Here is a 23,264-nt window from a genome sequence, read left to right as displayed (position 1 = left end):
GTTCTGCGTCCAGCAGCCCTCGGGTCGCGAGGGTCGTGTCTCTGCATCGAGCCGCGCCATGACAGCCTGTATGGCAGTCGAGAAGGTGCGCTCGGTGTGCAGGATGTAGCCTAGCTGGCGATCGGGCTGTATGCCTGTCAAGCGCCCGGATCCGGCTGACCGGCATCATATACCCGGTTATTGGCGCGGGTGTAAACGGGCGCTGGGCGCATCCGATGTGATCAAGCGGCTTGCGGTCAAGGCAGTGATGGCCAGCGGGCGACTGAATAATGCGCTTTTAAGGCAACTGCGCTCATCTTTGAGCCCCCCTGGGTCATTTTTCGAGTGCGCACCTGTCATCTATGCCAGTGCCTTTGATCAGGGACTGTTTGTCTTGCCTTGATGGACATGCTGTTCTTTTTTGGCTGCCCATGAATGGAATTCGACAGCAGCCTGTTTATCAGTCAACCCCAAAGGAATGGATCATGACAACTGAATACAAAGCGTCGGAGCAACTTATCGCCGACCCCTTGGTCGAGTTGATGGAATCGGTGGATATCAATAACGATGGGGTCGAAGAACCTGTCGTCAGCCTTGGCACGTTGGGGGATCGAGACCTGGTCCTGTTGGTCAGTGCCACGACGTTGTTCTACGGCACCGATGGCACGACGATTGAACATGCCAACTTTGCCGACGGTGATGAAATCGATATTTCGTGGCAGGGGCAAGGCCTCGATGGCGCGAATGTCAGTTGGTCGCAGGCGATCAAGGTACTTAACCAGGTCCCGGCCCAGGCATTTGAATTTCGCGTGCCCAGCGACAAGGTCAAGGCCCTTGCAGGCAGCACGGCCTCTGTCAGCTACCAGATTACACGGGGCGCAAACTCTGACGCGCCAGGCAAGATCCAGCATTCGGGTGTGGTGCAGCTCTATCTTGACGGGCTGGACTTGCATAAACCCGTCATTGCCGAGGCAGAGGGTGATTCGCTGGACACCGCCAGGTTGTCAGGAACTGACGGTCAGCGTTACGCCAGCGTGAAAATCGATTACCCGGACATGCAGTTGGGGGATTTCGTCGAGGTCTACCGCAATGGCCTTGCAGTGCAGGAAGTTGCGGTGAGCGCCAGCATGCTGGGGCATCCCCTCGAGATTCACTGGCCTGGGGGCGACCTGGCCAACCTGACTGGCGATGTCATCACCGTTCATTACATCGTCTATCGTGGTACGCCTGAAAGAAGCTATGTATCACCCTCGACCGCGTATCGAATCGGCCCCAGCCTGGCGGCCTTGCCACCTGTGATCAACGAGCTTGAAGCGGGGCGTCTGGAGCTGGAGGCACTGGCCTCGAAGTTATATGTGCATATTCCTTCGGGGGCGACCCTGGTTGGCGATATGGTCACGCTGTATTGGGTGGGGGCGGGCGAGCTGGGCAGTTTCAGGGATCGTTTTCCGGTCTCGGCGCGCAACGTCAATGCCGACCTGAAGTTTGAAATCAATAACAGTGTCCTGCAGGTCAATGCCCGGCGGCTGGTCAAGGTCTATTACACCCTGACCCGGTTGATCAATGGGCGCTCCGTGGTGCTGCGTTCCCCGGAGTTAATGTTTTTCATTGGCAATGCACAAGAACAGGACGCGTTTGCCGAGTCGGGTGGCATGGGTGTCATCCAGGTGTTACAGGCACAGAATGGCTGGCTGGACACCACCTCGACAGGCGATTCGGCAACGCTGGTAGTGCCTTTTGCCTCCACGCAGGTGGGCGATGAGGTGAGTGTCTACTGGAGCATCGAAGGGGCGTCGGAAAAGTACGTGGTGGGCGTCCAGACCGTGACGCAGGAGAACGTGGATGCCGACCTGAGTTTTACGGTCGACCCGATCCAGGTCCAGGCCGCCACGGGCAAGCGGGCATCACTCTTTTATGTGATCAAGCGCTGGGTCGGCGGTGAGGAAGAACACCTTGAGTCGCCCTTTACTGTGATCAGGGTCGGGCCTTTGACCGGCGATCAATTGCTGGCACCCAGCGTCCTGCAGGCCGACGAGGACGATGTCCTCGACCCTATGGATGCACTTCAGGGCGCAACGATTCATGTTCCGGTCTATCCGGACATGAAGGTCGGTGACCTGGTCAGGGTGTCCTGGAATGGCGGTCCCGGCCCTGGAACACCCGTGCTGGAGCCGGTCAGGGTCAGTGTTGTGGGTCCGCTGAAGGTGGCCGTACCGGCCAGTGCCGTTGCCTACTCGGTGAATTGGGAGGTATTGGTATCTTATGAAGTGACACGTACAGGGCAGGCCGCGGTCCTGTACTCGCCTGAAACGTTGATCCATGAGCTTGGTTTCTACAAATCGGAATTGCCCACCCCTCGGATCCTGCAGGCGCCTCAGGGCGTGCTGGATCTGGCCAGTGCAACGGATCCGGTGACGGTCATTGTCGAAAAATGGCCGCTGATCGCGCCCGGACAGCGGTACTGGCTGCGGCTGGAAGGTACGACCACGGCCAACCAGCCGTTTGTGCTGACGCCTCGCATTGCCGAGTTGATACCCGATGCTGCCGTGCAAGGCCGGTTGAGCGTTGCAATTGCCAAGAGCGAACTGGCCACGCTCAAAAGTGGCAGCCGGCTCAAGGTCATTTTCAAGGTGGCCTGGGATGCCGACATTGATGAAAGCGAAGCGGTGTCCTTTAGCCCCTGCGAAGTGGACGTCAGGCAGGCCGGCACTGCGCCCGGGGCGGCCCTGAGTATCGATGCCCGGGATCTCAACCTTGGCGGCTTCTTTGCCTTGGTTGACGACGCCTACCGGGCCAATCCGCCGGATAAAAGCTGGAAATACCGCACGGCGACAGGTGGCAAGCCGCCGTACCGCTACACCTCGAGCAATCCTGAGGTGGCGCAGGTCGATGCCAGCTCTGGCAAGGTGTCGGCCCGCGGTAATGGCGTGACGACCATCACTGTGACCGACATGGACGGCGCCACAGTGACCTACAGGGTTCTGGTTTCGGGTGTCTACGCCTTGAATATACTGTCTGGGGGCTTCAACACCTATGGTGTGCTGCATGATATGGCCGCCCGCTACCTTGGAGGCGCCCTGCGGATTCCGAGTGTGCAGGAATGGCAGACCATGGCCCGCATGAATGGCGGGGTCCTCAAGCTGAGTTTTCCGGATGACACCGATGGCGCCGTGCGCGAGCGCAGGGTGTGGGCCCGTGATGTCGAATTGCAGGTTAAATATGGATTACCACTGCTGCTGCGGATGGCGTATCTCCCTGACAGCGGCGAGACCACCGGATTGGTCGACACCAGTATTCTCCTGGAGGCCTCGACCCTGCCTATTCTCAATGCAGGAGAGACGGCCTGGGGCTTCTTTTTGAAGTAAGCCTGTCAAGTCGTTGCAGCGTCCGTGACAGCAGGAAGGGTCTCGGCATCCAGCAGGGCCATGAACGCCTTCGCTGCATTCGACAGCGTACGCTCGGTGTGCAGGATGTAGCCCAGTTGGCGATTGAGCTGGATACCCGGCAACGGGATGCGCGCCACCTGCTCGTCGAGCATGGTGCGCGGCAGCACGCTCCAGGCCAGGCCAATGGAGACCATCATCTTGATGGTCTCCATGTAGTTGGTGCTCATGGCGATATCCGGTTTCAGCCCGCGTGCCTCGCACAAACCACTGACAATATGATGAGTAAAGGTGTTGCCCCCTGGAAACACCGCCGGGTAACGCACGATGTCTTCAAGGCTCACCGACCCGCTATTGGCCAGCGGGTGCTCGGGAGCGGCGACAAAATCCAGCGGGTCATCCCAGACCGGCACGGCGCGCACCAGGGCGTGCGGGGCAGGGGCCAGGGTAATGACCGCCAGCTCGGCACGGCCGTGCAGGATCTCCTCGTAGGCAATCTCCGAATCCAGAAACTGAATGTCCAGCGCCACCTGTGGGTAGCGCCGGGTAAACGTGCGCAGCACCGGCGGCAAGCGGTGCAGGCCGATATGGTGACTGGTGGCCAGGGTCAGGCGGCCGCTGATCTCGCCGGTCAGGTTGGTCAGGGCGCGCCGGGTGTCATCAAGCACATTGAGGATCTGATAGGCGCGTGGCAACAGCGCCCGGCCGGCCTCGGTAAGGCTGACTTCGCGGCCCAGGCGATCGAACAGGCGCACGTTCAGTTGCTGTTCGAGCCCGGCAATGCGTTTACTGATCGCCGGCTGAGTCAGGTGCAGGCGTTCGCCGGCCCCGGAAAAACTGCCGATTTCAGCAATGGCGATAAAAGCGTTGAGATTGGCGAGGTCCATGGCAACGGATTCCAGTTGGTTATCCAAAGCATAAAAATTATGAATTTGAGTTATTTAAGCATATTCCATAGCATTGTCCGCACAAGCCAAGGGGTCATCGAGCATTCTTGATCACCCAAGGCATAGAAAGACGCTGATGAGGAAGATGGCTGATGGCTGGCAAAACGCTTTACGACAAGTTGTGGGATTCCCATGTGGTCAAGCAGCGCGACGATGGCTCGTCGCTGATCTACATCGACCGCCATATCATCCACGAAGTGACGTCGCCGCAAGCCTTCGAAGGCCTGCGCCTGGCAGGTCGCAAGCCATGGCGGGTCGACTCCATCGTCGCCACCCCCGACCACAACGTGCCGACCACGGCCGAGCGCAAGGGCGGTATCAATGCCATTGCCGATGAAGTCTCGCGCCTGCAGGTCCAGACCCTGGACGACAACTGCGACGAGTACGGCATCACCGAATTCAAGATGAACGACCCGCGCCAGGGCATCGTCCACGTCGTCGGCCCCGAGCAGGGCGCCACCTTGCCGGGCATGAGCGTGGTCTGCGGCGACTCGCACACTTCGACCCACGGCGCCTTTGGTGCACTGGCCCACGGCATCGGCACCTCCGAGGTCGAGCACGTACTGGCCACCCAGTGCCTGGTGGCCAAGAAAATGAAGAACATGCTGGTGCGCGTCGAGGGCACATTGCCGTTCGGCGTCACCGCCAAGGACATCGTGCTGGCCGTGATCGGCAAGATCGGTACTGCCGGCGGCAACGGTCATGCCATGGAATTTGCCGGCAGCGCGATTCGCGACCTGTCGGTCGAAGGCCGCATGACCATCTGCAACATGTCCATCGAGGCCGGTGCCCGTGTCGGCATGGTGGCCACTGATGAAAAGACCATCGCCTACGTCAAGGGCCGTCCGTTCGCGCCCAAGGGCGCCGACTGGGACAAGGCCGTCGACGCCTGGAAGGACCTGGTCTCGGACCCCGATGCCGTGTTCGACACCGTGGTTGAACTCGATGCCGCACAGATCAAACCACAGGTCAGTTGGGGCACCTCCCCGGAAATGGTCCTGGCCGTCGACCAGAACGTGCCGGACCCTGCCCAGGAGCAGGACCTGGTCAAGCGCGGCTCCATCGAGCGCGCCCTCAAATACATGGGCCTGCAGGCCAACCAGCCGATCACCGACATCAAGCTGGACCGGGTCTTCATCGGCTCGTGCACCAACTCGCGGATCGAAGACCTGCGCGCCGCCGCCGAGATTGCCAAGGGCCGCAAAGTGGCCTCGACCATCAAGCAGGCCATCGTGGTGCCGGGTTCCGGTCTGATCAAGGCACTGGCCGAGCAGGAAGGGCTGGACAAGGTATTCATCGAGGCCGGTTTCGAGTGGCGTGAGCCAGGCTGCTCGATGTGCCTGGCCATGAACCCTGATCGCCTGGGTGCCGGCGAGCATTGCGCTTCCACCTCCAACCGGAACTTCGAAGGCCGCCAAGGCGCCGGTGGCCGCACCCACCTGGTCAGCCCGGCGATGGCCGCCGCCGCTGCCGTGACCGGCCGTTTCATCGATGTTCGCGAACTGATTCAGCACTGAGGAGCCCAGCATGAAAGCCTTTACCCAGCTCAACGGCCTTGTGGCACCTCTGGATCGTGCCAACGTCGACACCGACCAGATCATTCCCAAGCAGTTTCTGAAATCGATCAAGCGCACCGGCTTCGGCCCGAACCTGTTCGACGAATGGCGCTACCTGGACGTGGGCCAGCCGTACCAGGACAACTCCAAGCGTCCGTTGAACCATGATTTTGTGCTCAACAATGCGCGCTACCAGGGTGCAAGCATCCTGATCGCCCGGGAAAACTTCGGTTGCGGCTCCAGCCGCGAGCACGCACCGTGGGCGCTGGAAGAGTACGGTTTCCGCGCCATCATCGCGCCCAGCTATGCCGACATCTTCTACAACAACAGCTTCAAGAACGGCATGCTGCCGATCATCCTGTCCGAAGACGAGGTCGATCAGTTGTTCAAGCAGGTCGAGGCCGAGCCTGGCTACCAGTTGAACATCGACCTGCAGGCCCAGACCGTGACCCGTCCTGACGGCAAGGTGCTGAGCTTCGAGGTGGACGAGTTCCGCAAGCATTGCCTGCTCAACGGCCTGGACGACATCGGCCTGACGCTGGTCGATGCCGACGCCATTGCGACCTTCGAAAGCAAGCATCGCGCAAGTCAGCCATGGCTGTTTCGCGACTGATGCGTGCCAGGCCCTGACAAGGCACAGGTGGATCGACGCCCGGCTGCTCCTGCGGATAACGCAGGCGCGGCCATGGCTGCGTAAACCCCCACACAAGGTATACCAACATGACCCAGGCCCCTCACACTGATGTCGTCCAGCGCCAGTTCGGCGAACAGGCCAGCGCCTACCTGAGCAGCGCCGTGCATGCGCAGGGCCGCGAATTCGCACTCCTGCAGGCCGAAGTCCAGGGCCAGCGCCAGGCGCGCGTGCTGGACCTGGGTTGCGGGGCCGGGCACGTCAGCTTTAATGTCGCCGCCGCTGTGGGCGAAGTGGTGGCCTATGACCTGTCGCAACAGATGCTTGATGTGGTCCAGGCCGCCGCCCGCGAACGCGGCCTGGACAATATTCGTACCGTCTGTGGCCCGGCCGAGCGCTTGCCGTTTGCCGAGGCCGAGTTCGATTTTGTCTTCAGCCGTTATTCGGCGCACCACTGGAGCGACCTGGGCCTGGCCCTGCGTGAAGTGCGGCGGGTGCTCAAGCCAGGCGGGGTGGCGGCGTTCATCGATGTGATGTCGCCGGGCAGCCCGCTGCTGGACACCTACCTGCAAACCGTGGAAGTGCTGCGCGACACCAGCCATGTACGCGACTATTCAGCCGCCGAATGGCTGCAACAGGTCAGCGAGGCCGGCCTGTTTACCCGCAGCCACACGCGCCAGCGGCTGCACCTGGAATTTGCCTCGTGGGTGACGCGCATGCGCACCCCCGAAGCGCTGCGCGTGGCGATCCGTGAGCTGCAACAGGCCATGGGGCGCGAAGTGCGCGATTATTTCGAGATTGAGCAGGACGGCTCGTTCAGTACCGATGTGCTGGTACTGTGGGCCGAGCGATAAGTTTTTGACCGTGGCCGGTGCCCCCTGAACGGGCACCGGCGCGGCGACCCTAACCCCGAGGATGTTATGAGCAAGCAGATTCTGATTCTTCCAGGCGACGGCATTGGTCCGGAAATCATGGCCGAAGCGGTCAAGGTGCTGGAGCTGGCCAACGACAAATACAGCCTGGGCTTCGAGCTCAGCCATGACGTGATCGGTGGCGCGGCCATCGACAAGCATGGCGTGCCGCTGGTCGATGAAACCCTGGAGCGCGCCCGCACGGCCGATGCCGTATTGCTGGGTGCGGTGGGCGGCCCGAAATGGGACACCATCGAGCGTGACATCCGCCCTGAGCGCGGCCTGCTGAAGATTCGTGCGCAACTGGGCCTGTTCGGCAACCTGCGTCCGGCGATCCTCTACCCGCAACTGGCCGAGGCTTCCAGCCTGAAGCCGGAAATCGTCGCCGGCCTGGACATCCTGATCGTGCGCGAGCTGACCGGTGGCATCTACTTCGGTGCGCCACGCGGCACCCGCGTGCTGGAAAACGGCGAGCGCCAGGCCTACGACACCCTGCCGTACAGCGAAAGCGAAATCCGCCGCATCGCCCGTGTCGGCTTCGACATGGCCCGCGTGCGTGGCAAGAAGCTGTGCTCGGTCGACAAGGCCAACGTCCTGGCCTCCAGCCAGCTGTGGCGTGAAGTGGTCGAACAGGTGGCCAAGGACTACCCGGACGTCGAGCTGAGCCACATGTACGTCGACAACGCGGCCATGCAACTGGTGCGTATGCCCAAGCAGTTCGACGTGATCGTCACCGACAACCTGTTTGGCGACATCCTGTCCGACCAGGCCTCGATGCTCACCGGCTCCATCGGCATGCTGCCGTCGGCGTCGCTGGACACCCACAACAAGGGCATGTACGAGCCTTGCCACGGTTCGGCGCCGGACATTGCCGGCCAGGGCATTGCCAACCCGCTGGCGACCATCCTGTCGGTGTCGATGATGCTGCGCTACACCTTCAACCAGGCCGCCGCCGCCGATGCCATCGAACAGGCCGTCAGCGTGGTCCTGGATCAGGGCCTGCGCACTGGCGATATCTGGTCGGATGGCAAGCAGAAGGTCGGCACCGTCGAAATGGGCGATGCGGTAGTCGCCGCGCTGCGAAATCTGTAATCTCTCTGGCCCGCCGCCATTCGCCAGAGGCGCGGCGGCGGTCCCACTTTTAGTTAAGGTGTTGCGATGAAACGTGTAGGTCTGATCGGTTGGCGTGGCATGGTCGGTTCCGTGCTCATGCAGCGGATGCGTGAAGAACAGGACTTCGACCTCATTGAGCCGGTGTTTTTCACCACCTCCAATGTCGGTGGCACCGCGCCATCGGTGGGCAAGGACGTGGCGCCTCTGAAAGATGCGTACAGCATCGAAGAGCTGAAAACCCTCGACGTGATTCTGACCTGCCAGGGCGGCGACTACACCAACGAGGTGTTCCCCAAGCTGCGTGAAGCCGGCTGGCAGGGTTACTGGATCGACGCCGCTTCCAGCCTGCGCATGCAGGACGATGCCGTGATCGTGCTGGACCCGGTCAACCGCAAGGTCATCGACCAGCAGCTGGACGCCGGCACCAAGAACTACATCGGTGGCAACTGCACCGTCAGCCTGATGCTGATGGGCCTGGGCGGGCTGTTCGAAGCCGGTCTGGTCGAGTGGATGACGGCCATGACCTACCAGGCGGCCTCGGGTGCCGGCGCGCAGAACATGCGCGAGCTGATCCGCCAGATGGGCGCGGTCAACGCCTCGGTGGCCGATGACCTGGCCAACCCGGCCAGCGCCATCCTCGACATCGACCGCAAGGTGGCCGACGCCATGCGGGGTGATGCGTTCCCGACCGAGAACTTCGGCGCGCCGCTGGCCGGCAGCCTGATTCCCTGGATCGACAAGGAGCTGCCGAACGGCCAGAGCCGCGAAGAGTGGAAGGCCCAGGCCGAGACCAACAAGATCCTGGGGCGCTTCAAGAGCCCGATCCCGGTCGATGGCATCTGCGTGCGCATCGGTGCCATGCGCTGCCACAGCCAGGCGCTGACCATCAAGTTGAACAAGGATGTGCCGATTGCGGACATCGAAGGCTTGATCAGCCAGCACAACCCTTGGGTCAAGCTGGTGCCGAACCACCGCGAAGCCAGCATCAAGGAACTGAGCCCGACGGCGGTGACCGGCACCATGAGCGTGCCGGTCGGCCGTCTGCGCAAGCTGAACATGGGCTCGCAATACCTGGGGGCCTTTACCGTAGGCGACCAGCTGCTGTGGGGCGCGGCCGAGCCGCTGCGCCGCATGTTGCGCATCCTGCTGGAGCGCTGAGTTTCGAGCGGCTGTATGCATCAACAAGGAAACCGCCTTCGCCGGCGGTTTTTTTGTACCCGGCGTTCAGGTGGCCGGCTTGCCACTGGCCGCCGCACGGGGCGCGTTCAAGCGCTTGCCCAGCGCAATGCCGGGTTGCTCGATGAAGCGCCAGGTCAGCATTGACACCCCCAGCACCAACGCCACCTGCAGCAACAGAAATGAGTTGTCGCCCATGGCGCTGCCCGAGCTGAAATAACGGTGCATGCCATCGCTGCCTTCGTGCTGCACGGTCAGTGCCCGGCCGGTGAACTTCTCTGCCAGGCTGGCGCTGATCGACAACAGCATGAGCACCAGCGCATGGGTCAGGTAGATCGAACAGGACAGCGTGCCCAGCCAGATAAACGGAGCTGCGCGCAAGGCTCTGGACACTAAGCCGGCCTCGAAGGCAAACAGGCCCACGACCAGGCAGAACGGCAGCGCCACGCCCCATTGCTGTTCGCTGCTGGCATAAGTGATCGCCAACCCTGTCGCGCCCAATGCACTTGATTCCAGAAGACTGGCCTGCCAGATGCCAAGGTACAGAGCCGGCCATTTCTGGTACAGCGTGTAGGTCAGGCAGCCGGCAAAAAAGCAGCCAATGCCCTGCATCAGCCTTTTGCTGGATAGCCCCAACTCAGGGTAAAGGCCAACAAGGATGCCCAGTGCCAGCAAACCAAAGGCGTACCTGGCCTTGCCCGGGAGCGCCAGGCGGATAAAGCCGAAGAGCATGTACAGATAGAACCCGACGCTGATGCTCCAGGCGGGGTAGTTGAACGACATGGCATCGAAGCCCGGCCACCACGACTGGATCAGCAGCAGATTGGGCAGGATCTGTTCCGGCGCCCGTGGACCACTGAAGCTGTCACTGCCGAACGGCACGCCCAGATGTTCAGCCAGCACCTTGGCGCATTCCAGGCCGATGGCGGCCAGCAGCATGGCCAGGTGCAGCGGGTAGATCCGCCAGGTTCGTGAGGTCACGAACCGTCCCAGTTGCTGGCGCGACTGGAGCCTGCCGGCATAGGCATGGCTGATCACAAAACCGCTGAGCACAAAGAGGAACGCCACCAGTACATGGGCGTTCCTGAAAAACAGCCACTCGCTGAAGCCTTGCAGGATGTGAGAGTGGTAAATCACCACGGCCAACGCACACAGCCCGCGAAAGCTGTCGAGCACCAGAAAACGTCTCATGGCACATGTCCTTGAACTTGAGGGAGATGAGCGGCCGAAAACGGAATGCCAGCCAGGAGGAAGCCGCATGCAGGTCAACGAAAGAGAGGGTGGAGCGAAGGGGGGGCGGCTTCAGGCACGTTACCACCCTCGGTTTGACCGACGGGCAGGCTGGGCTGGATGGGCAAGGAGTATGGCCGGGGCAGCGCTGGCTGGCAATTGCTCGGCATCTGGTATTCGGATGCTCTAATTAATATCCCTATATATGGGATTAATATTTATATATTGAGATTTTACCTGGGTCAGGTTTATAGTCCGCCTCGCAGTCACTTAGAAAAACAAAAGGTGAAGCAATGCAGGCGCAACTGATCGCACTCGACTGGGGAACCACCTCCCTCCGGGCTTATCGACTCGGTGAACAGGGCCGGGTCCTGGAACAACGCTCCCTGAGCGCGGGCATCATGCAATTACCGACCCTGCCAGCCCCTGTGGCCGGGCAGCTCTGCAGCGACGGCTTTGAGCTGGCGTTCGAGCAGGCATGTGGCGACTGGCTCGATGCTCAGCCGTACCTGCCCGTCATTGCCTGTGGCATGGTCGGCAGCGCTCAGGGCTGGCACGAAGCGCCGTATCAGGCCACGCCGGCCAGTGTCGATGGCCTCAGCGCCGCACTGGTGAAGGTGCGCAGCCTGCGCGGCATCGATGTCCATATCATTCCCGGCGTGATCCAGAATTCGGCCCTGCCCAACGTCATGCGTGGCGAAGAAACGCAGGTGCTCGGCGTGCTGGCCGGACAGGTTGAACGACCCCATGACACCCAGCCCCTGCTGATCGGCCTGCCTGGCAGTCACAGCAAGTGGGTGCAAATGGTCCAGGGGCGCATTGTTCACTTCGATACCTTCATGACCGGCGAGGTCTATGCGGCGCTGTGTGCGCACACCTTGCTGGGCCGCACCATGCAATCGGCCGGTTCGCTGGATGTCGAGGCTTTCGAGCGCGGCGTGGCCGTGGCCCGGTCCGGCGAAGGGGCTGCCGGTCCGCTGTCAACCATCTTCAGTTGCCGCACCTTGGGCCTGACCGGGCAATTGTCGGCCAGTGCCCAGCCTGACTACCTCTCCGGGTTGCTGATCGGCCATGAGCTGGCTGCCCTGAGCCACCTCTTGCAGCGCCAGGCCGCGGTCCTGCCCGCCGTCGTGCTGATCGGCAGCGATGCGTTATGCCAGCGCTACCAGTGTGCGCTGGCGCTGTGTGAATTCCCGACGGTAACACTGGCCGAGCAGGCCACCGAGCGCGGCCTCTGGCAGGTGGCGCAGCAGGCCGGCCTGTTGGCGGCCACTTCCGTATCCTTGATCCGTGAGGTCTGACATGTTTCAGCAAGCACTCAAAAGCAACGGCCTGATTGCCATCCTGCGCGGCCTGCGCCCCGAAGAAGCGCCAGCCATCGGTGATGTGCTGTACGAGGCCGGCCTGCGGGTCATCGAAGTGCCACTCAACTCGCCGTCACCTTACGACAGCATCGGTCTGCTGCGCCTGCACCTGCCGGCCGATTGCGTGGTCGGCGCCGGGACCGTGCTGCAGCCCGAACAGGTGCGCCGGGTCAAAGAGGCGGGCGGCCAATTGATCGTCATGCCGCACAGTGACCGTGAAGTGTTGCGCGCCGCCAAGGCCGAAGGGCTGTTCCTGTCGCCGGGAGTGGCCACCCCCACCGAGGCCTTTGCCGCACTGGGCGAGGGGGCTGACGTACTCAAGCTGTTTCCGGCCGAGCAGATGGCCCCGGCGGTGATCAAGGCCTGGCTGGCAGTCCTGCCTGCCGGCACCATATTGCTGCCGGTAGGCGGCATCTCACCCGACAACATGCAGCCTTGGCTTGATGCCGGCGCCCAGGGCTTCGGGCTGGGCTCCGGGCTGTTCAAGCCAGGCATGAGCGCTGCCGACGTGGCCGTCCGTGCCCAGGCCTATGTCACGGCCTGGCAGCACTGCACGGCCAACCGCAGCCACTGATCGGCGCCCCCTCCAACAAGAGAGACCCTGCTTATGAAAATCACCAAACTGACCACTTTCATCGTGCCGCCGCGCTGGTGCTTCCTCAAGGTCGAGACCGATCAGGGCGTGACCGGCTGGGGAGAGCCGGTAGTCGAAGGCCGTGCCCATACAGTGGCCGCTGCGGTCGATGAGCTGTCCGATTACCTGATCGGCAAGGACCCGCGCAATATCGAAGACATCTGGACTGTGCTGTACCGTGGTGGCTTCTACCGTGGTGGTTCGATCCACATGAGTGCGCTGGCCGGTATCGACCAGGCATTGTGGGACATCAAGGGCAAGGCGCTCGGCGTATCGGTCAGCGACCTGCTCGGTGGCCAGGTGCGTGACAAGATCCGCGTGTATTCATGGATCGGCGGCGACCGGCCGGCTGACACCGCGCGCGCCGCCAAAGAGGCGGTTGAGCGTGGTTTTACCGCCGTGAAGATGAACGGCACCGAGGAACTGCAGTTTCTCGACACCTTCGACAAGGTCGACCGCGCCTTGGCGAGCGTGGCAGCGGTGCGCGATGCAGTCGGACCGAACGTCGGTATCGGCGTGGACTTTCATGGCCGGGTGCACAAGCCCATGGCCAAGGTGCTGATGAAGGAACTCGACCCCTTCAAGCTGATGTTCATCGAAGAGCCGGTGCTCAGCGAGCACTACGAAGCGCTCAAGGAACTGGCGCCGTTGACCAGCACCCCGATTGCATTGGGCGAGCGGCTGTTCTCGCGCTGGGACTTCAAGCGGGTGCTCAGCGAAGGTTATGTCGACATCATCCAGCCGGATGCCTCGCATGCCGGTGGTATCACAGAGACGCGCAAGATCGCCAACATGGCCGAGGCCTACGACGTGGCGCTGGCGTTGCATTGCCCGCTGGGACCGATTGCCCTGGCCGCCTGCCTGCAACTGGACGCGGCCTGCTACAACGCGTTTATCCAGGAACAGAGCCTGGGCATTCACTACAACGAGAGCAACGACCTGCTCGACTACGTCAAGCACCCCGAAGTCTTCGACTACGACAACGGCATGGTGAAAATCCCCAACGGCCCGGGGCTGGGCATCGAGATCAACGAGGAATACGTGCGCGAGCGGGCCGCGATTGGCCATCGCTGGCGCAACCCTATCTGGCGCCACGCCGACGGCAGCTTTGCCGAATGGTGAGTCGCTGTCGTCTCCTCTAAGTGCGTCCTCATACAACTCCAATAAGAGGCAACCTCATGCAAACCCGGACCATCGGCGCGGCGGCGTCCCAGGCCGCGCCCACCCGCAAGCGCTTTTTCATCATGGTGCTGTTGTTCATTACCGTGGTCATCAACTACCTGGACCGCAGCAACCTGTCGATTGCCGCGCCGGCGCTGACCAGCGAGCTGGGCCTGACGCCGGTCGAGGTCGGGCTGATTTTCTCGGCCTTCGGCTGGACCTATGCGGCCATGCAGTTGCCTGGTGGCTGGCTGGTCGACCGGGTGCCGCCGCGGATTCTCTACACCGTGGCGCTCATCTCCTGGTCGTTGGCCACCGTGATGCTGGGCTTTGCAGCCAGTTTCATTGCCCTGTTCGTGCTGCGCATGGCAGTCGGCGCGCTGGAAGCACCCGCTTATCCGATCAACAGTCGGGTGGTGACCTCCTGGTTCCCCGAGCGTGAGCGGGCCACAGCCATCGGTTTCTATACCTCGGGACAGTTTGTCGGCCTGGCGTTCCTGACGCCGGTACTGGCCTGGTTGCAGGCCCATTACGGCTGGCACATGGTATTTGTCGCCACCGGTGCGGTCGGTATCCTGTGGGGCGTCATCTGGTACCTGGTGTACCGTGAGCCGCGAGACTTCAAAGGCGCCAACACCGCTGAAATCGAGCTGATCCGCGAAGGCGGCGGACTGGTGGATATCCAGGCCGATACCGCCAGACAGAAAGCCGGATTCAAGTGGGCCGATCTGGGGATCGTGCTCAGCCAGCGCAAGCTGTGGGGTATTTACCTGGGGCAGTTCTGCCTGAACTCGACCCTGTGGTTCTTCCTGACCTGGTTCCCGACCTATCTGGTCAAATACCGCGGCATGGACTTCATCAAGTCCGGGCTGTTGGCGTCCTTGCCATTCCTCGCCGCCTTCGTCGGTGTGCTGTGCTCGGGATTCTTCTCCGACTGGCTGATCCGTCGTGGCTATAGCGTGGGGCTGGCGCGCAAGCTGCCAATCATCACCGGGCTGTTGATTTCCACAGCCATCATCGGCGCCAACTTCGTCGACTCGACACCGCTGGTAATCGCCTGCATGGCCGTGGCGTTTTTCGGCAACGGCCTGGCATCGATCACCTGGTCGCTGGTTTCGACCATCGCTCCGGCGCGCCTGCTGGGCCTGACCGGCGGTACGTTCAATTTCATCGGCAACCTGGCGGCCATCGCCACGCCGATCGTGATCGGTTTCCTGGCCACCGGCGACTCGTTCGCGCCGGCCATTACTTACGTGGCCTGCCTGGCGCTGATCGGTGCACTGTCGTACATCCTGCTGGTGGGCAAGGTAGAGCGTATCGAGTTGTAAAGGCTGGCCGTGAGGCAGGCGCATGCCCATAATGCCGCCTGCTTTTCTCCAGACCGGACCCGACTCGCTATGCAAAAGGATATTCCCGTGGCCGACGCCGACAGCAAAGAGCCGGCGCTGGCCGGCACCCAGACCCTGATGCGTGGTCTGGCGGTCGTGCAGGCGGTGGCGGCCGGGGCACGGGACTTGAAAGAGATTGCCAGGGTCATCGGCACCACGCGCAGCACCACCCATCGGCTGGCCAGTTGCCTGGTGCAGGAGCGCTACCTGCGCGTGGTTCCGCAAGTCGGTTATCTGCTGGGGCCCAAGCTGATCGAGCTGGGCTTTCAGGCGCGTGAAGAAGTTCCTTTGGCGATTCTAGCCAGGCCCTATCTGGACCAGTTATCGACGTTGACCGGCGATACTGTGCACCTGGCGATTCGCGACGGTGACGAGGTGCTGTACCTGCACAAGAACCCAGGCCGCAATGGCCCGGAAATGCGCTCGCGGGTTGGTCATCGGATGCCGCTGGTGCGCACCGGCATCGGCAAGGCCTTGTTGCTCGACAGCGCAGAACACGAGTGGCAGCGCCTGTTCGAGATCAGCCAGCCGGTGGCGGGCCGACAACAGGCATTGCCGGCTCATGAGCCGCAAACCTGGGAGCAACTGCGCCAGCGCCGCGAAGAGTATGTGCAAGGCGGTTATGCCTTCGACCTTGAAGACAACGAACCGTCGATCCGCTGTGTGGCCGCGCCAGTGCGCGATGCCGGCAGACAGATCGTGGCTGGCATCAGTGTGGCCAGTACCGTGCCGTACATGCCACTGGAGAAGATGGCCGAACTGGTGCCGCTGATCAAGCAGATCGCCGCACAGCTGTCGGCCGAACTGGGGGCGGTCTGATCAGTCCTTGAGGGTGGCCATGTCGATGACGAAGCGGTATTTCACGTCACCGGCCAGCATGCGCTCGTAGGCCTGGTTGATGTTGCGGATGTCGAGCATCTCGATGTCGCAGCTGATGCCGTGTTCGGCGCAGAAATCCAGCACTTCCTGGGTCTCGGCGACGCCACCGATCAAGGAACCTGCCAGTACCCGGCGCTTGAGGACCAGATTGGCGGCGTGCACGGGCGGGTCGATCGGCTCGATCAGACCCACCAGGATGTGCACGCCGTCGAACGCCAGGGTTTCCAGGTAAGGGTTGAGGTCGTGCTGCACCGGAATGGTGTCGAGCAGGAAATCGAAGCGCCCGGCGGCGGCCTGCATCTGTTCGGCGTCGGTGGACACGATCACATGATCGGCACCCTGGCGACGTGCTTCGGCGGCCTTGGCGGCCGAGCGGGTAAACAGGGTCACTTCGGCGCCCATCGCCTTGGCCAGCTTGATGCCCATGTGGCCCAGGCCACCCATGCCCAGCACGCCCACCTTGTGGCCGGCCTTGACGCCATGGTGCTTGAGCGGCGAATAGGTGGTGATGCCCGCACACAGGATCGGCGCGGCCGCTGCCGGATCGAGGTTCTGCGGAATGCGCACGACAAAGTGCTCGCTGACCACGATGCTGCTGGAGTAGCCGCCCATGGTGTTGCTGCCGTCCACGCGGTCGGGCGTGGCGTAGGTCATGGTCGGGCCTTCCAGGCAATACTGCTCAAGGTCCGCCTGGCACGCCTTGCAGGTGCGGCACGAGTCGACCATGCAACCGACGCCCACCAGGTCGCCGACCTGGTAGCGGCTGGCGTGGGTGCCAGTGGCGGTGACTTTGCCGACGATCTCGTGGCCGGGCATCAGGGGATAGACGGCAATGCCCCATTCGTTGCGCGCCTGGTGAATATCCGAGTGGCACACGCCGCAATAGAGGATCTCGATGGCGACATCATCGGCGCGCAGGCTGCGGCGTTCGAAGGTCATGGGCGCCAGTGGGGCGGTAGGGGATTGAGCGGCATAACCGATGGCGGTGTACATGAAGGGCCTCGCAATGGATGACAACGTGTAGAGGCGATCCATTGTCACGATGAGCGGCTGTCACGGCCATGGCCATTTCTCCGTGATTCATGCCTGATCCTCCGGCGTATCATTGCTGGCGGCCTCTGGAGCGGCAGATCTGCGATGATAGGGCTGTCTGATTCTCTACCGGTCTGTCCCGATGCAATTGACCCGTTATCTTCAAGCCAATACCACGCTTGTTTCCTTGATCCAGTCACTGGCCGTACAGCCGGGCTGGGTCTCGACCCGCTTGCCAGAGGTGAAGCTGATCAGTGCCTTCAACCACCTTGGCAGCAGCCCGCAGATCTATGAGCCGAGCCTGATGATCGTCGCTCAGGGCAGCAAGGTGGCGTTCCTGGGAAGCCGAGCCTTCGAGTACGGTGCCGGGCATTACCTGATCCAGGCCTTGTCAGTGCCGTTCAAGTGCGAAACCTTTGCCACGCCCGACATGCCGTTGTACGGCGTATCGGTGGCCATGGATCGCACTGTACTGGCGGAGCTGGTGCAGGCCATGGGGCCGGTGGCCGGGCACGAAAGCCGGCAGCAGACGCCGGAATCCATGACCTCGGTGCAGTTCGATGTCGGCATGCGCGAAAGCGTCGAGCGGTTGCTGCGCTGCCTGCATGATCCGCTGGAGTGTCAGGTAATGGGCCAGGCGCGGGTGCGCGATGTGCTGTACAGCGCGCTGCGCGGGCCACAGGCCGGGGTGTTGCGGGCGCTGGTCGAGCAGCAAGGGCAATTTGCGCGGGTGGCGGTGGCGGTCAATTACCTGCATGAGCATTACGCCGAGCCGCTGAATGTCGAGACCCTGGCCCGCTGCGCGAACATGAGCGTGTCGACCTTTCATGAGCATTTCAAGCGCAGCACCTTGTTGTCGCCGGTGCAGTACCTCAAGCGCCTGCGCCTGCTCAAGGCTCAGCAGATGCTGGTCAGCGACGGCCTGGGGGTGGCCCAGGTCGCGCTGAAGGTCGGTTACCAGAGTGCCTCGCAGTTCGGTCGCGAGTACAAGCGCTATTTCGAGCGCAGCCCGGGGCAGGAGGGCGGCTGGCTGTCGCTGTCGGCATGAGAGGCTTTCGCGGCTCAAGCCATGCCTGCGAGCGGTGCGCAGGCGTGGCTTGAGCCGAGAAAAGGTTTTACATATTGGGGTAGTTCGGCCCGCCTGCGCCTTCCGGTGTCACCCAGACAATGTTCTGCGACGGGTCCTTGATGTCGCACGTCTTGCAGTGCACACAGTTCTGCGCGTTGATCTGGAAACGCTTCTCGCCGTCTTCCTGGGTCACCACTTCGTACACACCGGCCGGGCAATAGCGCTGGGCCGGCTCATCGTACATCGGCAGGTTTCTGGCGATCGGAATGCTCGGGTCGATCAGCTTCAGGTGGCAGGGTTGTTCCTCTTCGTGGTTGGTGCTGGAGAGGAAGACCGAGCTGAGTTTATCGAAGCTCAGCTTGCCGTCGGGCTTGGGGTAGTCGATTTTCTTCGACTCGCTGGCCAGCTTCAGGCAGGCGTAGTCAGGCTTGGTGTCGTGCAGGGTGAAGGGCAGCTTGTTCTTGAAGATATTCTGCTCGGCAAAGGCAAAGCCGGCTCCGAGAATGGCGCCGAACTTGTGCAGGGCCGGGCCGAAGTTGCGGGCCGCATACAGCTCTTCATACAGCCAGCTGGCCTTGAACGACTCGGTGTAGCGGGTCAATTCATCGCCGCCCTGGTTGCCGGCCAGCAGCGCCTCGGCCACGGCGTCAGCGGCGAGCATGCCGCACTTCATGGCGGTGTGACTGCCTTTGATCTTCGCCGCGTTCATGGTGCCCAGATCGCAGCCGATCAGGGCGCCACCGGCAAAGACCATCTTGGGTAGCGAGTTGTAGCCGCCCTTGGCCAGGGCGCGGGCGCCGTAGCTGATGCGCTTGCCGCCTTCGAGGTACTGCTTCGCCACCGGGTGATGCTTGTAGCGCTGGAATTCGTCGAAGGGCGACAGGTAAGGGTTGCTGTACGACAGGTCGACGATCAGGCCCACCACCACCTGGTTGTTTTCCAGGTGATAAAGGAACGAGCCGCCGGCATTGTCGTTATCCAGCGGCCAGCCGGCGGTATGCACCACCAGGCCTGGCTGATGCCTGGCCGGATCGATTTCCCACAGCTCCTTGAGGCCGATACCGTAGTGCTGAACATCGGCGTCCTTGTCCAGCGCAAAGCGCTTGATCAGTTGCTTGCCGATGTGACCACGGCAGCCTTCGGCGAACAGCGTGTACTTGCCGCGCAATTCCATGCCGGGGGTGTACAGGCCGTCCTTGGGGTTGCCTTCACGGTCCACGCCAAGATCGCCGGTGACAATGCCGCGCACCACGCCGCTTTCATCGATCAGTGCTTCCTGGGCGGCAAAGCCCGGATAGATCTCGACCCCGAGGTTTTCGGCCTGCTGGGCCAGCCAGCGACACAGGTTGCCCAGGGAGATGATGTAGTTGCCTTCATTGTGCATGGCCTTGGGCACAAAGAAGTCCGGGACCTTGATCGAGTTCTGCTCGCTGCGCAGCACGTAGATGTCGTCGCGGGTGACGGGGGTGTTCAGCGGCGCGCCCAGGGCTTTCCAGTCAGGGAACAGCTCATCCAGGGCGCGCGGCTCGAAGACCGCGCCGGACAGGATGTGTGCACCCACTTCGGAGCCCTTTTCCACAACGCAGACGCTGATTTCCTGACCGGCCTCGGCAGCCTTCTGCTTCAGGCGGCACGCGGCAGAAAGCCCGGACGGGCCGGCTCCGACGATCACGACGTCGAATTCCATGTATTCGCGTTCCACAGGCTATCTCCTACAAAGGCTCACGGTGTTTTTATAAACGCTGGCGATAAACAATGCGCCCGGCATTGAATTCACGGCTTCTTTTAAAGGAAGGCATTATATCTACACCACTGTGCAGGTCCAATACAAACGTTTGTTTGAAATGGCCGCAGGCCTTATAAATCCTAGTGGCGGGACCCGTGACTGGCGGATATGTCTTATTGACCGTCCGGAAGGTTGCGGTCAAGATACGGGCGGTTTCGTACTTGCCCAAGGCCCGACTGCGGTCCGGCCAGACCTGTAAAAGGCATGGGGCAAGTACGGTGCAGGCCATGAACAGATGCCTGTCGTGGCGCGCATTTTACACACCCCGAAGACCATTGGCCGGCTTTAATCGGCCTCAAATCGGGGGCTGGACGGCAGGCGCCGTGCCTGCGCTTCCCAGGATTGCTTGTTGAGGACGCATTTCAATCGCCTGGCCCTGTCCGGGCGACTTCTATTCACCGGAGAGTAACGAGGAATCCATGAAGGTTCTTGTAGCTGTCAAAAGAGTGGTCGACTACAACGTCAAGGTTCGCGTCAAGGCGGACAACTCCGGCGTCGACCTGGCCAACGTCAAGATGTCCATGAACCCTTTCTGCGAAATCGCCGTGGAAGAGGCCGTGCGTCTGAAAGAAAAAGGCGTGGCCAGCGAAATCGTCGTGGTCAGCGTGGGGCCTGCCACTGCTCAGGAGCAACTGCGCACGGCGCTGGCGCTGGGCGCCGACCGTGGCGTGCTGGTCGAGTCCGCCGAAGAACTCACCTCGCTGGCCATCGCCAAGCTGCTCAAGGCTGTGGTCGACAAGGAGCAGCCGCAACTGGTGATCCTTGGCAAGCAGGCCATCGACAGTGATAACAACCAGACCGGCCAGATGCTGGCGGCGCTGAGCGGCTACGCCCAAGGCACCTTCGCGTCCAAGGTCGAAATCGAGGGCGACAAGGTTGCCGTGACCCGCGAAATCGACGGCGGCCTGCAGACCGTTTCGCTGAGCCTGCCGGCGATCGTCACCACTGACCTGCGCCTGAACGAGCCACGCTACGCCTCCTTGCCCAACATCATGAAGGCCAAGAAGAAGCCGATCGAGACCCTGACCCCTGAAGCGCTGGGCGTTTCCACTGCCTCGACCAACAAGACGGTCAAGGTTGAAGCCCCGGCTGCACGCAGTGCAGGCATCAAGGTCAAATCGGTGGCCGAACTGGTCGAGAAACTGAAGAACGAAGCGAAGGTAATCTAATGACCCTCCTGATTATCGCTGAACACGACAAGGGCGCCCTGGCGCCTGCCACGCTCAACACGGTGGCGGCTGCCCGGAAAATCGGTGGCGACATCCATGTGCTGGTTGCAGGCGAGGGCGTTGCTGCCGTAGCCGAGGCCGCTGCAAAGATCGCAGGCGTCGCCAAGGTGCTGGTGGCCGACAATGCCGCCTACGCGCATCTGCTGCCGGAAAACGTCGCGCCGCTGGTGGTCGAACTGGCGGCCAACTACAGCCACGTCCTGGCGGCGGCCACCTCCAACGGCAAGAACATCCTGCCGCGTGTGGCGGCACACCTGGATGTCGACCAGATCTCCGAAATCGTCTCGGTCGAATCGCCCGACACCTTCCAGCGTCCGATCTACGCCGGTAATGCCATCGCTACCGTCCAGTCCACGGCGGCGGTCAAGGTCATCACCGTGCGCGCCACCGGTTTCGACCCGGTGGCCGCCGAAGGTGGCTCGGCTGTCGTCGAAGCCGTTGGCGCCGTACACGACGCCGGCAAGTCGAGCTTTGTCAGCGAAGCGTTGGCAACCTCGGACCGCCCTGAACTGACCGCTGCCAAGGTGGTGGTCTCCGGTGGTCGCGGCATGCAGAACGGCGAGAACTTCAAGCACCTGTACGCCCTGGCCGACAAGCTCGGTGCCGCCGTGGGCGCTTCGCGTGCCGCCGTCGACGCAGGCTTTGTGCCCAACGACATGCAGGTCGGCCAGACTGGCAAGATCGTCGCGCCGCAGCTGTACATCGCGGTGGGGATCTCCGGTGCCATTCAGCACCTGGCTGGCATGAAGGACTCCAAGGTGATCGTGGCGATCAACAAGGACGAAGAGGCACCGATCTTCCAGGTGGCCGACTACGGCCTGGTCGCGGACCTGTTCGAAGCCATCCCGGAGCTGGAAAAGCTGGTCTGACCCAGGTTTTCATGCGCTGAAAAAGCCCGCTGTGTCCGGTCCATGTGCAAGCATGGCCGGGCCCGGCGGGCTTTTGCGTTTCTGTTATCAAGGGGTGGTTGCATGCGAGTCTCACGATCATTGCGGGCCAAGGTGTTGCTGGGCGTCATGATGTTGCCTGCAGCGGGTTGGGCTGCGGGTAAGTGCGAGCGGCTGATTGTCACCGGCAGCCCGGATTCGCCGCCGTATATGTGGCGTGATCCGCAAGACCCCAGGCACCTGATGGGCGCCAATGCCGATCTGCTCGGTCAGGCACTGCGCGAATTGGGCATTGATGTGGAGTTTCTCTACGGTGGCAAGCGCGCCCAGGCCCAGGAAGAGGTGCGCAGCGGGCGTATGGATATGCTGGCCGATGCGTCATTGAATGCCGCCTGGCTTGAGCGTTTCGACTATATCCATCCTGCCGCGACCTACAACGAGATCGTGGTCTGGGTGCGCGCAGGCACGCAAGCGGATATACAGGCGATTGAAGACTTGCACAGTCTTGCCGGCGCCGTTTCCCAGCGCACCCGCCTGACCCCGGAATTCGAAAGCGTTGCGGCTGGTGAGTTGCAACTGCAGCACACGTCCGGGTTGACCGCGGCGCTGCAAAAACTGGTGTTGGGCGAAGTGGACTATGTACTGGCCGGGCGCTATGCCGCAATGGTGCTGGTGCAGACGCTGGGGTTGGCTGCCACGCTGCAGGCATTGCCTGTGGTGGTCGACAAGCCGGGTTTTCACCTGGCGCTGTCATTCAATTCGGCCTGCCTTGATCCGTGGTTGCACGGACAGTTGGTGAAAAAGATGACAGAATCGGCCGCTTCCGGCCTGGCCGATGAAGCGGTCAAGCGCAATCTGGATGTGTGGAAGAGCCAGTTGCTGGCACCTGTCTCAAAACAGTAGGAATGT

The 23,264-nt window shown here is 62.1% G+C and carries 19 protein-coding genes; 15 read left to right on the top strand and 4 right to left on the bottom strand.

Translation table 11 applies throughout. The features are described from left to right. Window positions 1-368 precede the first annotated feature (368 nt). Window positions 369-3,344 (top strand): Ig-like domain-containing protein, encoded by a 2,976-nt coding sequence (locus DGA31_RS09560; RefSeq protein WP_161959171.1) that lies wholly within the window; start codon window positions 369-371, stop codon window positions 3,342-3,344. Between the two features lie 5 nt (window positions 3,345-3,349). Here the strand turns inward: DGA31_RS09560 and DGA31_RS09555 are convergent, their stop codons facing one another. After that, window positions 3,350-4,249 (bottom strand): LysR family transcriptional regulator, encoded by a 900-nt coding sequence (locus DGA31_RS09555; RefSeq protein WP_109512361.1) that lies wholly within the window; start codon window positions 4,247-4,249, stop codon window positions 3,350-3,352. 152 nt (window positions 4,250-4,401) lie between these two features. Here DGA31_RS09555 and leuC point away from each other — a divergent pair, with 152 nt between their 5' ends. The 5 genes from leuC to asd all read left to right on the top strand — a co-directional run bounded on the left by leuC (window position 4,402) and on the right by asd (window position 9,678). Further along, window positions 4,402-5,826 carry a 3-isopropylmalate dehydratase large subunit gene (leuC, locus tag DGA31_RS09550; protein ID WP_109512360.1) on the top strand — a complete coding sequence of 475 codons (1,425 nt, stop codon included), beginning with the start codon at window positions 4,402-4,404 and terminating at the stop codon, window positions 5,824-5,826. Window positions 5,827-5,836: 10 nt separating this feature from the next. After that, window positions 5,837-6,478, top strand: coding sequence for a 3-isopropylmalate dehydratase small subunit (gene leuD / locus DGA31_RS09545; protein WP_056840061.1), 642 nt, complete (start codon window positions 5,837-5,839; stop codon window positions 6,476-6,478). Between the two features lie 107 nt (window positions 6,479-6,585). Beyond that, window positions 6,586-7,350, top strand: a complete 765-nt coding sequence (locus tag DGA31_RS09540; RefSeq protein WP_109512359.1) for a class I SAM-dependent methyltransferase — start codon at window positions 6,586-6,588, stop codon at window positions 7,348-7,350. A 66-nt stretch (window positions 7,351-7,416) separates the two neighbouring features. Then, a complete protein-coding gene (leuB, locus tag DGA31_RS09535; RefSeq protein WP_109512358.1) occupies window positions 7,417-8,499 on the top strand; it encodes a 3-isopropylmalate dehydrogenase in 1,083 nt (360 codons plus the stop codon). A gap of 66 nt (window positions 8,500-8,565) precedes the next feature. Continuing rightward, window positions 8,566-9,678: an aspartate-semialdehyde dehydrogenase gene (gene asd / locus DGA31_RS09530; protein WP_056840058.1), complete on the top strand. Its 1,113-nt coding sequence runs from the start codon at window positions 8,566-8,568 to the stop codon at window positions 9,676-9,678. Between the two features lie 66 nt (window positions 9,679-9,744). Here the strand turns inward: asd and DGA31_RS09525 are convergent, their stop codons facing one another. After that, a complete protein-coding gene (locus DGA31_RS09525) occupies window positions 9,745-10,887 on the bottom strand; it encodes an acyltransferase family protein (RefSeq protein ID WP_161959170.1) in 1,143 nt (380 codons plus the stop codon). A gap of 332 nt (window positions 10,888-11,219) precedes the next feature. Between DGA31_RS09525 and DGA31_RS09520 the strand changes: the two genes are divergently transcribed. The 5 genes from DGA31_RS09520 (at window position 11,220) to DGA31_RS09500 (ending at window position 16,292) form a co-directional block, all read left to right on the top strand. Further along, window positions 11,220-12,227: a 2-dehydro-3-deoxygalactonokinase gene (locus DGA31_RS09520; RefSeq protein WP_109512356.1), complete on the top strand. Its 1,008-nt coding sequence runs from the start codon at window positions 11,220-11,222 to the stop codon at window positions 12,225-12,227. Window position 12,228: 1 nt separating this feature from the next. Beyond that, a complete protein-coding gene (locus tag DGA31_RS09515) occupies window positions 12,229-12,864 on the top strand; it encodes a 2-dehydro-3-deoxy-6-phosphogalactonate aldolase (protein WP_109512355.1) in 636 nt (211 codons plus the stop codon). 33 nt (window positions 12,865-12,897) lie between these two features. After that, window positions 12,898-14,046: a galactonate dehydratase gene (gene dgoD / locus DGA31_RS09510; protein ID WP_056840054.1), complete on the top strand. Its 1,149-nt coding sequence runs from the start codon at window positions 12,898-12,900 to the stop codon at window positions 14,044-14,046. A gap of 56 nt (window positions 14,047-14,102) precedes the next feature. Beyond that, window positions 14,103-15,413, top strand: coding sequence for an MFS transporter (locus DGA31_RS09505; RefSeq protein WP_109512354.1), 1,311 nt, complete (start codon window positions 14,103-14,105; stop codon window positions 15,411-15,413). Window positions 15,414-15,482: 69 nt separating this feature from the next. Continuing rightward, window positions 15,483-16,292: an IclR family transcriptional regulator gene (locus DGA31_RS09500; protein WP_056840052.1), complete on the top strand. Its 810-nt coding sequence runs from the start codon at window positions 15,483-15,485 to the stop codon at window positions 16,290-16,292. On the opposite strand, the gene DGA31_RS09495 is transcribed toward DGA31_RS09500, so the two are convergent. Beyond that, window positions 16,293-17,345: an NAD(P)-dependent alcohol dehydrogenase gene (locus DGA31_RS09495; protein ID WP_109512353.1), complete on the bottom strand. Its 1,053-nt coding sequence runs from the start codon at window positions 17,343-17,345 to the stop codon at window positions 16,293-16,295. A 181-nt stretch (window positions 17,346-17,526) separates the two neighbouring features. On the opposite strand from DGA31_RS09495, the gene DGA31_RS09490 reads away from it, so the two are divergent. After that, window positions 17,527-18,432 (top strand): AraC family transcriptional regulator, encoded by a 906-nt coding sequence (locus DGA31_RS09490; RefSeq protein WP_109512352.1) that lies wholly within the window; start codon window positions 17,527-17,529, stop codon window positions 18,430-18,432. A gap of 67 nt (window positions 18,433-18,499) precedes the next feature. On the opposite strand, the gene DGA31_RS09485 is transcribed toward DGA31_RS09490, so the two are convergent. Continuing rightward, on the bottom strand, window positions 18,500-20,155 hold the full coding sequence (locus DGA31_RS09485) for an electron transfer flavoprotein-ubiquinone oxidoreductase (RefSeq protein ID WP_056840049.1): 1,656 nt from the start codon (window positions 20,153-20,155) through the stop codon (window positions 18,500-18,502). Between the two features lie 503 nt (window positions 20,156-20,658). Here DGA31_RS09485 and DGA31_RS09480 point away from each other — a divergent pair. The 3 genes from DGA31_RS09480 to DGA31_RS09470 all read left to right on the top strand — a co-directional run bounded on the left by DGA31_RS09480 (window position 20,659) and on the right by DGA31_RS09470 (window position 23,258). Next, window positions 20,659-21,408 carry an electron transfer flavoprotein subunit beta/FixA family protein gene (locus DGA31_RS09480; RefSeq protein ID WP_056840048.1) on the top strand — a complete coding sequence of 250 codons (750 nt, stop codon included), beginning with the start codon at window positions 20,659-20,661 and terminating at the stop codon, window positions 21,406-21,408. Continuing rightward, window positions 21,408-22,337, top strand: a complete 930-nt coding sequence (locus tag DGA31_RS09475; protein ID WP_056840047.1) for an electron transfer flavoprotein subunit alpha/FixB family protein — start codon at window positions 21,408-21,410, stop codon at window positions 22,335-22,337. Before DGA31_RS09480 ends, DGA31_RS09475 begins: the two co-directional genes overlap by 1 nt. A gap of 102 nt (window positions 22,338-22,439) precedes the next feature. Continuing rightward, entirely contained in the window at window positions 22,440-23,258 is an 819-nt protein-coding gene (locus DGA31_RS09470; protein WP_109512351.1) for a glycine betaine ABC transporter substrate-binding protein, read from the top strand. The last annotated feature ends 6 nt before the right edge of the window (window positions 23,259-23,264 follow it).

It is taken from the genome of Pseudomonas ovata (genome assembly GCF_003131185.1).
Lineage (GTDB): Bacteria > Pseudomonadota > Gammaproteobacteria > Pseudomonadales > Pseudomonadaceae > Aquipseudomonas > Aquipseudomonas ovata.
This window is presented reverse-complemented; position numbering and strand designations above follow the sequence as displayed.